The sequence below is a fragment of the Streptomyces sp. NPDC046925 genome, from assembly GCF_040644915.1.
Classification (GTDB): domain Bacteria; phylum Actinomycetota; class Actinomycetes; order Streptomycetales; family Streptomycetaceae; genus Streptomyces.
Genome location: NZ_JBEYWZ010000003.1, coordinates 1,017,748 through 1,031,896, shown reverse-complemented (window position 1 = coordinate 1,031,896; position 14,149 = coordinate 1,017,748). Strand labels below are relative to the sequence as shown.

Genomic DNA, 14,149 nt, shown 5'->3' with positions numbered 1-14,149 from the left:
GCACCCGCCGCACACGGATGGCAAAGGGAGCGTCAAGAACGCGTCAATAGTTAGCTTACCAAACGATCTGCACGGTGCCTGGCGGCAGATTTCGCCAGGCTTCCGAGGGCTCTGCGGGGGCTAACCCCACCCCCGATTCGCCGGGGAACCTCATGGTCCACAGGGCCCCCGGATCCGTACGTTCGAGGCATCACCTACGGGAGGCGGAGACGGTCATGGGGCTGCGGCGCAAGAAGCGATCCGAAGCGAACGCGGGGCTCGAAACGGGCGGTGGGCCCGGAGCGGGCGAGCTGTTCGACGGGCGCGGGGGAGCAGCCGGAGAGGCAGGCCGGGGTGCAGCCGGGGGAGCGGTGCCCCCGATGCCCGCCGGTGCGCCCCGCGGTGCCGACTGGGCCGTCGAACTGCGCGGCGTCCGCCGCAGGTACGGCAGGGGCTCCGGCGCCGTGCACGCCCTCAGCGGCGTCGACCTCGCCCTGGAACGCGGCAGCTTCACCGCCGTCATGGGCCCCTCGGGCTCCGGCAAGTCCACCTTCCTGCAGTGCGCCGCCGGACTCGACCGGCCCACCGAGGGCACGGTCCGCCTGGGCGGCACGGAGATCACCTCCATGAGCGAGAACAAGCTCACCGCGCTGCGCCGCACCCGCCTCGGCTTCGTCTTCCAGGCCTTCAACCTGCTGCCCTCGCTGACCGTCGAGCAGAACGTCGTCCTGCCGATGCGCCTCGCGGGCCGCCGCCCCGACCGCCGCAGGGCCGCCGACCTGCTCCGGCGCGTCGGACTCGGCGCCGACAAGCACAAGCGCCGCCCCGGCGAGCTCTCCGGAGGCCAGCAGCAGCGCGTCGCCATCGCCCGCGCCCTGGTCACCGACCCGGACGTGATCTTCGCGGACGAGCCGACCGGCGCCCTGGACACCACCACGGCCGCCGAGATCCTCGCCCTGCTGCGCTCGGCCGTCCACGGCATGGGCGCCACCGTCGTCATGGTCACCCACGACCCGGCCGCCGCGGCCTACGCGGACCGGGTGCTCTTCCTCGCGGACGGCGCGATCGTGGACCGCCTGGAGCGGGCCTCCGCCGAGCAGATCGCGAGGCGCATGACCACCCTGACGGCGCCGGTGCACGCGGCTGCCGCGGCCTGAGCACACACCCGCGGTCCGGATATGGCGGGCCGCGCAGTTTCCCGCGCCCTCAGGGGTGCCCGACTCCGGAGAATCCCCATGCCCAACGGCCTCGCCCGCGCCGCCGTCCGCTTCAAACCGTCGGCGTTCGCGGGCACGTTCGTCGCGCTGATGATGGCCGCGATGATCGTGTCCGCGTGCGGCATCCTCCTGGAGACGGGAGCACGGGCCTCGATGCCGCCCACCCGGTACGCCGGCGCCCCCGTGGTGGTCGCCGCCGACCAGCGGGCCCACTTCGTCACCGGCAGCGGCGACAGCCGGTCCGAGTCGGCCACACCGCTGCCCGACCGGGCCAGGATCGACGACTCCCTCCTGGCGAAGGCGGGTTTGGTGCCCGGCGCGCGCACCGCCGTCGCGGACGTCACCTTCCCGGTGCAGTCCGGCGGCAGGAGCGTCACCGCGCACGGCTGGGGCTCCACCGCCTTCACCGGCGAGAAGCTCACCGCGGGCCGCGCCCCGAAGCCCGGCGAGGTCGTCATCGCCGCGCCCGGCGCGTCCGTCGGCGAACACACCACGCTGACCACGGCGGACGGCCCCCGCGATTTCCGCGTCTCGGGCACCGTGAAGTCCCCGCAAGGAGCGCTCACCGCCTGGTTCACCGACGCCGACGCCATACGCCTCTCCGGGCACCCTGACCGCGTTGACGCCATCGCGGTCCTGCCCGAGGCGGGCGTCACGGACGCCACCCTCAAGTCGCAGGTGGCGCACGCCGTCGGGGACAAGGTCCAGGTCCACACGGGCGATGACCGCAGCGCCGCCGAGGGCTCCCAACTCGCCTACGCCGAGGAGATGCTGACCGGACTCGGCGGCTCCTTCGGCGGCATCGCCACCATGGTCGCCATGTTCACCGCGGCGGGCACCGTCGCGCTCTCCGTGGGCCAGCGAGCCCGTGAGTACGCGCTGCTGCGGGCCATCGGCACGACACCCCGCCAGATCCGCCGCACCATCGCCACCGAAGCCCTGCTCGTCGCGCCCCTCGCCGGAGCGGTCGGCGTCCTGCCCGGAATCGCCCTGGCCGACTGGTGGTTCGGGCAGCTGAAGGACAGGGGCGCGATCCCCGGGGCCCTGGACCTCTCCGTCTCCTTCATCCCCCTCGTCTCGGCGGTCGGCGTCGCCGTCGTCACCGCGCTGGTCTCCGGCTACCTCGCGGCCCGCCGCCCCTCCCGCATCAGGCCGGGCCAGGCGCTCGCCGAGTCCTCGGTGGAACGCCTGCGCCCCGGCTGGATCCGTACGCCGCTGGGCATCGCGGCGGCCGTCGGCGGCTGCGTCCTCGCCGGGATCGCCTCCTCCCTTACGGGCGACGACGCGGCCAACGTGGCGCTCGGCATCGTCATGCTGTTCATGCTCGCCGTGGCCCTGCTCGGCCCGCTGGTCGCCCGCGGCTGCGCGGCCCTGTTCGGACTCCCGCTGCGCGGAGCGGGCGCCTCCGCCTCGCTCGCGGCGGCCAACTCCCGTACGAACGCCCGCCGGATGGCCTCGGCGATCACCCCGATCGTCCTCGCGATGGCGTTCTCGTCGACCCTCGTCTTCATGCACACCAGCGAGGACCGGGTCGCCGCCGACCAGCAGCGCGCGGGCATCACGGCGGACCACATCGTCTCGGCGTCGGGAGCGGGAGTGACGGCCGACGGGGTCGAGAAGGCGGGCCGGGCCCCCGGAGTCACGTCGGCCGTGGGCATCCTCAAGACCTCCGTCCTGGTGCCGGTGGGCTCGGGCGGCGACCGCTGGCTGGAGTCGGCGTCGACGCAGGGGGTGACGGGCTCGTCCCGTGACCTGGCCAAGGTCCAGGACCTGGACGTCAGGACGGGCACGATGGCCTCGCTCGGCAGCGGCGAGATCGCCGTGGACGCGAAGCTGGCGGACTCGGCGCACGTGAAGGTGGGGGAGCGCATGGCCCTGCGCATGCCCGACGGCACGAAGGCATCACCGAAGGTGGCCGCCACGTACGGCCGCGGCCTGGGCCTCTCCCAAGTCACGCTCCCCTCCGCCGACTTGAAGCCGCACGTGACCTCGTCCCTCTCCACGGAGATCTGGACGAAGGGCGGAGCCCCGCGGGCCCTGACCGCCCTCGGCACGCTCAGGGACCGCGACGCCTACGCCACCGCCCAGTCCACCGACCGCGCGGTCAACGCCTGGGCGAACACGGTGATGGCGGCCGTACTCGGCGGGTTCGCGGCGATCGCCGCGGCGAACACCCTGGTGATGACGGTCCTCGACCGCCGCCGCGAACTCGGCACGCTGCGCCTGATCGGCTCGACTCGGCGGCAGGTGATGCGGATGGTGCGGTGGGAGGCGCTTCTCGTCGCGTGCGCGGGGGTCGTGATCGGCTCGGCGATCGCCCTGGCGACGCTGGTCCCCATGATGAACGGCCTCACGGGCGAGTCCCCGCACATCCCGCCCCTGCTGTACGGCTCCTTCGCGGGCGGGGCGGTCGCCCTGGGCCTGGCGGCAACATCACTCCCGGCGCGGGCGGCGCTGCGGGGCAGGAACTGATTCTTTCCCCAACCCCGCCCCTTCCCAAAAACCGTGCCTGCGCCCCGGACCTGCCTGGGGCTCTGCCCCAGACCCCGGACAAGATGGCCTCAATCGCCGGCCGGGCTGGAAGTTTCCAGCCCGGCCGGAAACTTCCAGCCTGTCCGGCGTTTGAGGACGAACTCGGCGGAGCCGGTGATGACGGTACGCACAAGGCCCTCGCGCCAGCGAGTTTTCGGGAAGGGGCGGGGTTGGGGAAAGAATCTCCGCATGAACCCCAGCCACCCCATGCCCCTCGCAGAGGTAGAAGCCCTCGCCCGCCAGGCCCACGCGACCCAGAAAGACAAAGCGGGCCGCCCCTACACAGAGCACCTGGAAGCCGTGGCCAAGGGAGTCCAGGACCGAGGCGGCTCGCCAGAACAAATCGCAGCCGCATGGCTCCACGACGCCATAGAGGACAACGCCCTCACCGAAGAGTGGCTGCGGACCGCACCCCTGACCCCGTACACCAAGGCCATCATCCGCGCCCTGACGAAACAGCCGGGCGAGCCCCCGGAGACGTACGCCGCCCGCATCCTCGCCACCCCCGGCGCCCGCCTGGTGAAGGAGGCGGACCTGGCCCACAACGCGAACGCGGCCCGCCTAGCAGAGCTAGACGGGCCGACCCGCACTCGCCTCACGGCGAAATACGCCAACATGCGCGCCCTATTGGGCATCCAGTCACACGGACAGGACCAGAACCAGAACCAGAACCACGGCTAGGAAGAGGACTTCGCCCGCTCCCTGGCCAACGCCGCGGCATCCCGCTTGAACGCCCACTCCATCTTCGGCTCCATGGCGAAGCGGAACATCCGCTGCACCGGAGGCGTACAGAGAAGCGTCACCACCGACGCGGCGATCAACGACACGATGATCTGCCCGACAGGCGTATGCATCCAGTCGTAGTCGTCGAACCAGCCCCAGAAGCGCGAGCCCTTGGCCAGGAAGCCGTGCAGCAGGTAGCCGTACAGCGTGCCCGCGCCGAGGACCGTGAACCACATCTTCCGGCGCGGCACCCACGCGAAGAAGCACGCGGTCAGGATCGCGGAGCAGCCGAACAGCGCCAGCGTCATCACGACACCGGCCCACCACGGCGCACCCAACTCCTGTGCGCTGTCCCGCCGGTAGAACCAGGCGGAGGTCATCCGCGGTCCCGCCCAGTACGCGAGAAGCAGTGCGCTCGCGAAAATCGGGATGGAGAGCAGCCGCACCTCGCGGCGCCGCACCAGCTGGAAGTACTCGGGCTTCATGAACAGGCCGAGCACGAAGAAGGGCAGGAACTGCAGTACGCGTTGGAGGTCGAGGTCGTCGCCGATGTCCGGTGAGACGGAGGCGAGCACCGCGATGGCGAGCGCGAGCGGAATCGGCCAGCGGACGAGCTTCCACAGCGGGGTGGTGAGCCGCCAGACGAAGAGCGCGACCAGGAACCAGGTGAGGTACCAGGGGTCGAGCAGACTGATCGGCTGCGTCGGATCGTTGTCCGCGTAGCGCTTGAAGAAGGTGTACGCGACTTCGAAGATGACGTACGGCACGGCGATGCCGGTGACCAGGCGCTTGAGCCGGTCGGACCGCATGTCGAAGCTGCGCGAGAAGTAGCCGGAGATCAGGATGAACGCCGGCATGTGGAAGGTGTAGACGGTCATGTACAGCGCCTCTGCGGCGCGGCTGCCGTCCGTCAGCGGTTCCCAGGCGTGCGCCATCGCTACCAGGACGATCGCCAGATACTTGGCGTTGTCGAAGAAGGAGTCGCGCTGCTTGGCGGGCTGACCCGTGGGGGAGGGTCTGCCGCTGCTGGTACCGGCGTGTTCCGTGGTGCCGGTGGAGCCCGAGTGGCCCGTGGGGACGGGTCGAGCGGTGGTGCCGGCCGGAGCGTGGGGAACGGTCGCGGCCATGGTGGATTGGGGGGCGCGGGGGCCGGGTACTCCGTCCGCGGGCACATGTGCCGGGGGGAGTGGCGCCCGGTGGCGGCCGTGCGGTTGAACCGAGTTCGTCACAGGCCCTCCCACCAAAGGCTCGGTGGGACGATCCTGGACCGCACTGCGCTTGCGGGGATGGTGGCAGCGTGGAACATCTGAGGCACCCTAGCGTCGCTCGTGTGTATTCGTAAAACCCTCAACTCGGCTGTCATCTCAATCACAGACGGTTCAGGAGTATTACGGTCCGAGTACCCAGAAATCACGGGAGTCGACATGCGGATTCCTCTCATGTCACGCTCGAACCATGGGGTCGGATGTCCATTACGTCACATCTCATCCCCCTTAAACGCCGCATACCGCCCGCAGGCGACTCTGGCGAAATGTCCGGTTGATTGACCCTTTGTGGCGCCCGTGGTGTGCGTCCGACAACAATTCGAATTTCCTGCGAACGAGTTGTGTGTCCATGGAAACGATCAAGCCGAATTAGTGGTCGTGCGCGGGCCTCGAATTGCCGTGCGGGGGCACTGTGTTCGTGTGCCCCAAGGGCGCCCCCGTACACGGGGCCCACGCCGGTCACGTGCGGCCTTGGCCGACGATGTGTCACCGGCCGCATACGGACGGCGCGTTGGTGGCACGATGGTCCTGGCGGGGGTGTGCGTGGGTCGTACCCCCCGGGCCGGGGAGAGACCGACCTAGGGTGTGATCAGTGTGGCCATTTCGCTGTCAGTGGTGTTGCTGTTGGCGATCATCCTCATCGTGCTGATCCGCGGAGGATCGATCAAAGCGGGGCCCGCGATCGTCGCGGTGCTCTTCGGGTTCTTCCTCGCCTCAACTGGAATGGCCCCTTCCATAAACCGCTTCCTCAACGAGGTGGCCGAGACCATCAACTCGATCAGCTTCTGAGGGACCCTGCGACCTGTTCCGGGGGACCTGCGCGGTCTGCCGTGCGTACGCCGCCCGCTCGGCCCGGGGCATTCGGGCTGAGGCGCGCGGGGACGGTCCGCGACGACGGCGCCGCGCGACTCGGACGGGGATCGGACGCGACTCGGAAAGGGATCGGATCGGCGACTGCCTGATCGACGACCGGCACGACGGCCGGCTCTGCTGCCGGCTCGGCTCCGGCGGCATGGGCGTCGTGTGTCCCGCCCGTTCCGCCTCGGGGCGGCGCCTCGCGCCGAAGGGCGTCTGCGGCCGGTACGCCGGCGACCCCGGGTGCCGTACCCCGCTCGCGGCGGGCCCGACGGAAACCCTCCGTGACATTCACCGGGTCGGAGTGGTCCGCCGGGACCCGAAACCGGCCAACGTGATGCTCACGTCCTCAAGGACCCCGCGGCACCGGACGTGAACCGGACGTGAAAAAGCCTCCGCCCCGGTTCCGAGGAACCGGGCCGGAGGCCATACAGAGCGGGTGACGGGAATCGAACCCGCGTAGCTAGTTTGGAAGACTAGGGCTCTACCATTGAGCTACACCCGCATGACACACGCCGCGGAACGTCAAGGACGCTGCTGGTTGGCGACCGCGGCACGGCAAGCATCGTAGCGGGTCAAAGGACCTCCCCGCACACCCCGTACGTACTCGCGATTAAGCGGGCTCCGCACTGCCTGCGGGCATGTACCCTACGTGTCGCACCGACGGGGTGTGGCGCAGCTTGGTAGCGCGTCCGCTTTGGGAGCGGAAGGCCGTGGGTTCAAATCCCGCCACCCCGACCAGCAGGATCTCTTCCACGATCTCCCTCACAAGATCGCATTGTGGGTCGGCTCCCGCTTGCCGTTACTATGCAAGCTGTGTGCCCGTGTGTCTCTGAGCCGGGCTCAATCCCAAGAAGTCAGCCCCAAGGAGACCGAACCGTGAAGAGCGCCGTGGAGACCCTGAACCCGACCCGGGTTCGGCTCACTGTTGAGGTGCCCTTCGAGGAGCTCAAGGACAGCCTCGACGCGGCCTACAAGAAGATCAACCAGCAGGTCACGGTGAAGGGCTTCCGCAAGGGCAAGATCCCGGCCCGAGTCATCGACCAGCGGTTCGGCCGCGGCGCCGTCCTCGAAGAGGCCGTCAACGACGCGCTCCCGAAGTTCTACACCGAGGCCGTGAACGAGGCCGAGCTCAACGTCCTGGGCCAGCCCGAGGTGGACATCACCGAGCTGAAGGACAACGAGACCCTCAACTTCACCGCTGAGGTCGACATCCGTCCCGCGATCGAGATCCCGGACTACTCGGGCATCGAGGTCGAGGTCGACGCCGTCGAGGTCAGCGACGAGGACGTCGACAAGGCCGTCGAGGAGCTCCGTGAGCGCTTCGCGTCCACCTCGCCGGTCGAGCGTGCCGCCGAGGACGGCGACGTCGTGACGATCGACCTGGAGGCCAAGGTCGACGGCGAGGTCCTGGAGGACGGCGTCGCTTCCGGCGTTTCCTACACGATCGGCTCCGGCGAGCTCCTCGAAGGCATCGACGAGGCCGTCACGGGCCTGGAGGCCGGTGGCGAGGCCACCTTCACCTCCGAGCTCAAGGGCGGCTCTGCCGCCGGCAAGGAGTCCGAGGTGACCGTCAAGGTCACCCAGGTCGCCGCCCGTGAGCTGCCCGCCCTGGACGACGACTTCGCGCAGCTCGCGTCGGAGTTCGACACCCTGGACGAGGTCAAGGCGGACAGCCGCAAGCGCCTCGAGAACATGAAGCAGTACGACCAGGCGACCCAGGCGCAGGAGCGCGTCCTGGAGAAGCTGCTCGAGCTGGTCGAGGTCCCCGTCCCCGAGAAGCTCCTCGCGGACGAGATCGAGACCCGCAAGCACAACCTGGTCAACCACCAGCTCGGCCAGATGGGCCTCGACCTCGCGAAGTACCTGGAGATCCAGGGCAAGACCGAGGAAGAGTTCGACGCCGAGACCAAGGAGCAGGCCGAGAAGGGCATCAAGACGCAGTTCGTCCTTGACGAGCTCGTCAACAAGGAGAAGCTGAACGTGAACCAGGAGGAGCTCACCGAGCACCTCATGCGTCGCGCGCAGTCCTCCGGCATGTCCCCCGACCAGTTCGCCCAGGCCGTCGTCGAGGGCGGCCAGGTCCCGATGCTGGTCGGCGAGGTCGCCCGCGGCAAGGCCCTCGCGGTCGTCGTGGAGGCCGCCACGGTCAAGGACACGAACGGCGAGGTCGTGGACCTCGACGACGAGGAAGAGGAGACGGCTGCCGCCGAGGGCGAGCAGACCGAGCCCTCCGACTCCGCCGAGGAGAAGGCCGAGAAGACCGAGGCCTGAGCCTCGCTCTGACGCTCGTACGACAGGCCCCCGGGATCGCATCCCGGGGGCCTGTCGCGCCCTTAGGGGCGCGGGGAACGGCGCGAGCAACCACGTACGAGCCGCACCCGCCACGGAGCCTGCTGCCGCACACGCGGCCGCGGGCCCGTGGGGGCGGGCCGCGCAGTTCCCCGCGCCCCTGACGGGGCGACCCGGCGGCTGACGAGGCGCCCCCGCCAGAACCTGCGCTCACAGCGAACAGTCACCTTTGCGGGATTCCCCGGACGGGGCTGAGCGTTAGGGTCCATGAATACGAGGGCAGGGGAGTCCCCGAAGCCGTCCCGGAGCGGCGAGCACGCGGGGTCCCAAGCCTCAGAAGAAGACGTGAGACGGCCCGGCGCCGTCGTAAGACGAGCAGGTGGATACGTGACGAATCTGATGCCCTCCGCCGCCGGCGACCCCTCCATCGGTGGTGGCCTCGGCGACCAGGTCTACAACCGGCTGCTCGGCGAGCGGATCATCTTCCTCGGCCAGGCCGTGGACGACGACATCGCCAACAAGATCACCGCGCAGTTGCTGCTCCTTGCCGCAGAGCCGGACAAGGACATCTTCCTTTACATCAACAGCCCCGGTGGATCCATCACGGCCGGCATGGCGATCTACGACACCATGCAGTACATCCAGAACGACGTGGTGACGATCGCGATGGGCATGGCGGCCTCGATGGGCCAGTTCCTGCTCAGCGCCGGTACGCCCGGCAAGCGCTTCGCGCTGCCGAACGCCGAGATCCTGATCCACCAGCCCTCCGCCGGACTCGCGGGCTCCGCGTCGGACATCAAGATCCACGCCGAGCGTCTCCTTCTCACGAAGAAGAAGATGGCCGAGCTCACCGCGTTCCACACGGGTCAGACCGTCGAGCAGGTCACCCGCGACTCGGACCGCGACCGCTGGTTCGACCCGCAGGAGGCCAAGGAGTACGGCCTCATCGACGACATCATGCCCAACGCGGCCAGCATGCCGGGCGGCGGCGGCACCGGAGCCTGAGCCTCACCGCTCAGCCCTTCCGAAGCCGACCCAAGCCCACGCTCCTCAGGAGACCTACAGAGATGAAGAACTTCCCCGGCAGCGGCCTCTACGAGCGCGCCCAGGCCGAGTACACCGGCCCGACCGCCGAGTCCCGCTACGTCATCCCGCGCTTCGTCGAGCGCACCTCGCAGGGCGTCCGTGAGTACGACCCGTACGCGAAGCTCTTCGAGGAGCGCGTGATCTTCCTCGGCGTGCAGATCGACGACGCGTCCGCCAACGACGTCATGGCGCAGCTCCTGTGCCTGGAGTCGATGGACCCCGACCGTGACATCTCGATCTACATCAACAGCCCCGGCGGCTCCTTCACGGCGCTGACGGCGATCTACGACACGATGCAGTTCGTGAAGCCCGACGTGCAGACGGTCTGCATGGGTCAGGCCGCGTCCGCCGCAGCGGTGCTCCTCGCGGCCGGTACGCCGGGCAAGCGCATGGCGCTCCCGAACGCCCGCGTCCTGATCCACCAGCCCTACAGCGAGACGGGCCGCGGTCAGGTCTCCGACCTGGAGATCGCCGCGAACGAGATCCTCCGGATGCGCTCGCAGCTGGAGGAGATGCTGGCCAAGCACTCGACGACGCCGATCGAGAAGATCCGCGACGACATCGAGCGCGACAAGATCCTCACTGCCGAGGACGCCCTGTCGTACGGCCTGGTCGACCAGATCATCTCCACCCGGAAGATGAACAATTCGTCGGTCGTCTGACGCAGGGCTGTAGCATCTGCCGTTCCTTGGCACGGTCCACGGCAAAGTGAACCGTGCCAAGGGGGGCCCGAACGGGGGGCCAGGCAAGGTACCGTCGGATATGAGGCACCAGGAGTCGCTGAACGTGGCGTCTCCCAGGCGAAGGGGAAGCACCTCGTGGCACGCATCGGTGACGGCGGCGATCTGCTCAAGTGCTCGTTCTGCGGGAAGAGTCAGAAGCAGGTCAAGAAGCTCATCGCAGGTCCCGGTGTGTACATCTGCGATGAGTGCATCGACCTCTGCAACGAGATCATCGAGGAAGAGCTCGCGGAGACGAGCGAGGTGCGGTGGGAGGAACTCCCCAAGCCTCGCGAGATCTACGAATTCCTCGAGGGGTATGTCGTGGGCCAGGAGCCCGCGAAGAAAGCCCTCTCGGTAGCGGTCTACAACCACTACAAGCGGGTCCAGGCCGGCGAGACCGGCGGCGCGCAGGGCCGTGACGACGCGATCGAACTCGCGAAGTCCAACATCCTGCTGCTCGGCCCGACCGGCTCCGGCAAGACGCTGCTCGCGCAGACGCTCGCCCGCATGCTGAACGTCCCGTTCGCCATCGCGGACGCGACGGCGCTCACGGAGGCGGGCTATGTCGGCGAGGACGTCGAGAACATCCTCCTGAAGCTCATCCAGGCCGCTGACTACGACGTCAAGAAGGCCGAGACGGGCATCATCTACATCGACGAGATCGACAAGGTCGCCCGTAAGAGCGAGAACCCGTCGATCACCCGCGATGTCTCGGGCGAGGGTGTCCAGCAGGCTCTGCTGAAGATCCTGGAAGGCACCACGGCTTCCGTTCCGCCGCAGGGCGGACGCAAGCACCCGCACCAGGAGTTCATCCAGATCGACACGACGAACGTGCTCTTCATCGTGGGCGGCGCCTTCGCCGGCCTCGAGAAGATCATCGAGTCGCGGGCGGGCGCGAAGGGCATCGGCTTCGGCGCCACGATCCACTCCAAGCGCGAGCTCCAGGAGAAGGACCGGTTCGAGGACATCATGCCGGAGGACCTGGTGAAGTTCGGGATGATCCCGGAGTTCATCGGCCGCCTTCCCGTGATCACTTCGGTCCACAACCTGGACCGCGAGGCCCTGCTCCAGATCCTGGTGGAGCCGCGCAACGCCCTGGTGAAGCAGTACCAGCGCCTCTTCGAACTCGACGGCGTGGAGCTGGACTTCGAGCGCGAGGCCCTGGAGGCCATCGCCGACCAGGCGATCCTGCGCCAGACCGGCGCGCGGGGCCTGCGCGCCATCATGGAGGAAGTCCTCCAGTCGGTGATGTACGAGGTCCCGTCCCGCAAGGACGTGGCCCGCGTGGTCATCACGGCGGACGTCGTCCACTCGAACGTCAACCCGACGCTGGTGCCGCGCGACGCGCGGGGTTCCGGGTCGGGCGAGATGAAGTCCGCCTAGGCGGCAGCCCGTCGCGTACGACGAAGGGGGCGCCCCGCGAGTGATCGCGGGACGCCCCCTTCAACGTGTCGCCGTGCGGGGCTACTTGGCCTCGGTGCGGACGTCGGCGCGGAGCTTGGCGGCCAGATCCGCGGCCGTGTCGAGGGAGATGTCCTTGCCGCTCGCCGTGGCGCTCGCGTCGGAGTGCCCGACGGAGGCGACCGTGCTGTGGTCGCCCCAGATGCACATCGGCGTCTGGAAGGTGTTGGGGACGCCCTCCTGCTCGGCCTCGTCGGGGGCGCCGAGCCTGAACTCGGCCTTCTGGCACTTCATCACGCCGTTGTCGAAGCCGTCCGGGGTGAACTCCTCGGGGCTGCCGATGAGCGTCACGCTGCCGGGCTCCTCCTTGGACTTCCTCTTCATCTCGGCGAACATGCCGTCCACGACCTTCTCCGGGTCGTCGATCTCGCCGTACACACCGGAGAAGTTGAGGCTCTTCATGGTCGTGCCCGAGCCGGAGTTGTACGCGGCGTGGACGTCCTTGGGGCCGCTGACGCCGCGCTCCTCCAGGTCCTTGAGGTCACTCGACGACATACCGCCGCCGCCACCGGCCGAGTCGGACTTCTTGTACTCGCCGCCGAGGACGGACGCGGGCGTCGTCAGCGTGTACGTCTTGCCGTCGTCGGCGACGGAACCGCCGTCCTTGCCCGCGGTGAACCACCACACCCCGGCGCCGACCGCGGCGATCGCGACGACGGCACCGACGATGATCCCGGCCTTCTTGCCGCCGCCGCCCTGCGGGGGAGGCGGCGGAACCTGCCCGTAGGGGGCATGCGGCTGCTGCCCGTACGGACCCGGGGGCTGCTGCCCGTAGGGGCCCTGGGGCTGCTGCGGGTAGCCGTATCCGGGCTGCGGGGCGGGCGGCTGTTGGGGGGCGCCGTAGGGCCCCTGCTGCCCGTAGGGGCCGGGCTGCTGGGGCTGCTGACCGCCGTACGGGCCAGGCTGGTTGTAGCTCATTGCGTGGGTTCTCCTCGGGCCGTCAGAGCTTGACGCGGACTTCCTTGCGGAACTTGGCCGTCTTCTCCGCGGCCTCGTCGAGGTCGGCGCTCTTGCCGGCCATCGCGTTCGCCACGTCCGTGGTGATCACGATGCCGAGCGTGCTCTTGTCGCCCCAGATGCAGGTGGCCATCGACATCTCGCTCGGACCCTGGCTGGCGCCGGCCGACGAGGAGGAGCCGAAGTCGAGCTTCATCTCCTGGCACTTGAGGACGGCGCCGTCGAGCCCGGCCGGGTTGTACGTCTTGGGGGTGCCCACCAGCGACATCTTCTCGCCGCTGCTGGCGCTGCCGCCCTCCTGCGCGTTCTTCTCCGCCTCGTCGAACATCGCGTCGACGACCTTCTCCGGGTCGGCTATGTCGCCGTAGACGCCGTTGAACTGCAGGATCTTCTGCGACAGCGGGTTGTCCTCGGTGCCCGACTGGTACTGGCCCGCGACGTCCTCGGCGTTGCTCACGCCGTGCTTCTCGGCTTCCCGGATGTCGCTGGAGGTCATGCCGCTCCCGCCGCCGGCCTCCTTGCTCAGCTTGTACTCGGAGAGGACCGTCGCCGGAGTGGTCAGCTTGTGCGGGCCGTCGTCCTTGACGCCGGTGTCGCCGCCTCCGCCGCCCGCCACGTTCGAGGAGCCGCCGCTCTTGCCCTTGTCGTCGTCACCGCCCGCGAAGACGAAGTAGCCGCCGACGGCGACCGCGACGACCGCGACCACGGAGGCGATGATGATGCCGGTCTTCTTGCTGCCGCCGCCGTGCGGCGGAGGCGGCGGGACCTGCCCGTAGGGAGCCTGCGGCTGCTGCCCGTACGGGGCCTGGGGCTGCTGCCCGTAGGGGGCCTGCTGCTGGGGGTAGCCGTAGCCGGGCTGCTGCTGCGGGGCCTGCGGCGGGTAGCCGTATCCGGGCTGCGGGGCGGGCGGCTGCTGGCCGTAGGGGCCGGGCTGCTGGGGCTGCTGGCCATAAGGGCCGGGCTGGTTGTAGCTCATGAGTGGGTTCCCCCGTGAGTGCGCTTATGTGATGCCGACATCCTGACGGAAGCAGCCCCGGCCGAAGTGACCGGGGCTGCTGCG

At 69.2% G+C, this 14,149-nt stretch carries 11 protein-coding genes, 2 tRNA genes and 1 pseudogene; 10 read left to right on the top strand and 4 right to left on the bottom strand.

Translation table 11 applies throughout. The features are described from left to right. Positions 1-359 precede the first annotated feature (359 nt). The 3 genes from ABZ906_RS17835 (at position 360) to ABZ906_RS17825 (ending at position 4,409) form a co-directional block, all read left to right on the top strand. A complete protein-coding gene (locus ABZ906_RS17835; RefSeq protein WP_361186924.1) occupies positions 360-1,136 on the top strand; it encodes an ABC transporter ATP-binding protein in 777 nt (258 codons plus the stop codon). 78 nt (positions 1,137-1,214) lie between these two features. Further along, a complete protein-coding gene (locus tag ABZ906_RS17830; RefSeq protein WP_361382981.1) occupies positions 1,215-3,668 on the top strand; it encodes an FtsX-like permease family protein in 2,454 nt (817 codons plus the stop codon). A 249-nt stretch (positions 3,669-3,917) separates the two neighbouring features. Further along, a complete protein-coding gene (locus ABZ906_RS17825) occupies positions 3,918-4,409 on the top strand; it encodes an HD domain-containing protein (protein ID WP_361382979.1) in 492 nt (163 codons plus the stop codon). Here the strand turns inward: ABZ906_RS17825 and ABZ906_RS17820 are convergent. After that, positions 4,406-5,680, bottom strand: a complete 1,275-nt coding sequence (locus tag ABZ906_RS17820) for an acyltransferase family protein (protein WP_361188995.1) — start codon at positions 5,678-5,680, stop codon at positions 4,406-4,408. The genes ABZ906_RS17825 and ABZ906_RS17820 overlap by 4 nt on opposite strands. A 630-nt stretch (positions 5,681-6,310) precedes the next feature. Here ABZ906_RS17820 and ABZ906_RS17815 point away from each other — a divergent pair. Both ABZ906_RS17815 and ABZ906_RS17810 read left to right on the top strand, forming a co-directional pair. Beyond that, positions 6,311-6,505, top strand: a complete 195-nt coding sequence (locus ABZ906_RS17815) for a hypothetical protein (protein ID WP_160505028.1) — start codon at positions 6,311-6,313, stop codon at positions 6,503-6,505. A 157-nt stretch (positions 6,506-6,662) separates the two neighbouring features. After that, positions 6,663-6,914, top strand: a pseudogene (locus tag ABZ906_RS17810) (hypothetical protein); the annotation flags it as partial. Between the two features lie 91 nt (positions 6,915-7,005). Here ABZ906_RS17810 and ABZ906_RS17805 read toward each other — a convergent pair. Then, positions 7,006-7,076: transfer RNA gene (locus tag ABZ906_RS17805), tRNA-Gly, on the bottom strand. A 159-nt stretch (positions 7,077-7,235) separates the two neighbouring features. Between ABZ906_RS17805 and ABZ906_RS17800 the strand changes: the two genes are divergently transcribed. The 5 genes from ABZ906_RS17800 (at position 7,236) to clpX (ending at position 12,054) form a co-directional block, all read left to right on the top strand. Next, positions 7,236-7,312, top strand: a tRNA-Pro gene (locus tag ABZ906_RS17800). A gap of 138 nt (positions 7,313-7,450) precedes the next feature. Next, positions 7,451-8,845, top strand: coding sequence for a trigger factor (gene tig, locus ABZ906_RS17795; protein ID WP_361382976.1), 1,395 nt, complete (start codon positions 7,451-7,453; stop codon positions 8,843-8,845). A gap of 417 nt (positions 8,846-9,262) precedes the next feature. After that, a complete protein-coding gene (locus ABZ906_RS17790; RefSeq protein WP_190080566.1) occupies positions 9,263-9,868 on the top strand; it encodes an ATP-dependent Clp protease proteolytic subunit in 606 nt (201 codons plus the stop codon). Between the two features lie 62 nt (positions 9,869-9,930). Further along, entirely contained in the window at positions 9,931-10,611 is a 681-nt protein-coding gene (locus tag ABZ906_RS17785; protein WP_361188999.1) for an ATP-dependent Clp protease proteolytic subunit, read from the top strand. A gap of 156 nt (positions 10,612-10,767) precedes the next feature. Beyond that, positions 10,768-12,054 carry an ATP-dependent Clp protease ATP-binding subunit ClpX gene (gene clpX / locus ABZ906_RS17780; protein ID WP_361189001.1) on the top strand — a complete coding sequence of 429 codons (1,287 nt, stop codon included), beginning with the start codon at positions 10,768-10,770 and terminating at the stop codon, positions 12,052-12,054. An 81-nt stretch (positions 12,055-12,135) separates the two neighbouring features. Here clpX and ABZ906_RS17775 read toward each other — a convergent pair whose 3' ends face one another. Next, positions 12,136-13,050 (bottom strand): hypothetical protein, encoded by a 915-nt coding sequence (locus ABZ906_RS17775; protein WP_361382973.1) that lies wholly within the window; start codon positions 13,048-13,050, stop codon positions 12,136-12,138. Between the two features lie 22 nt (positions 13,051-13,072). Then, positions 13,073-14,065, bottom strand: a complete 993-nt coding sequence (locus tag ABZ906_RS17770) for a hypothetical protein (RefSeq protein WP_361382971.1) — start codon at positions 14,063-14,065, stop codon at positions 13,073-13,075. Positions 14,066-14,149: the final 84 nt, after the last annotated feature.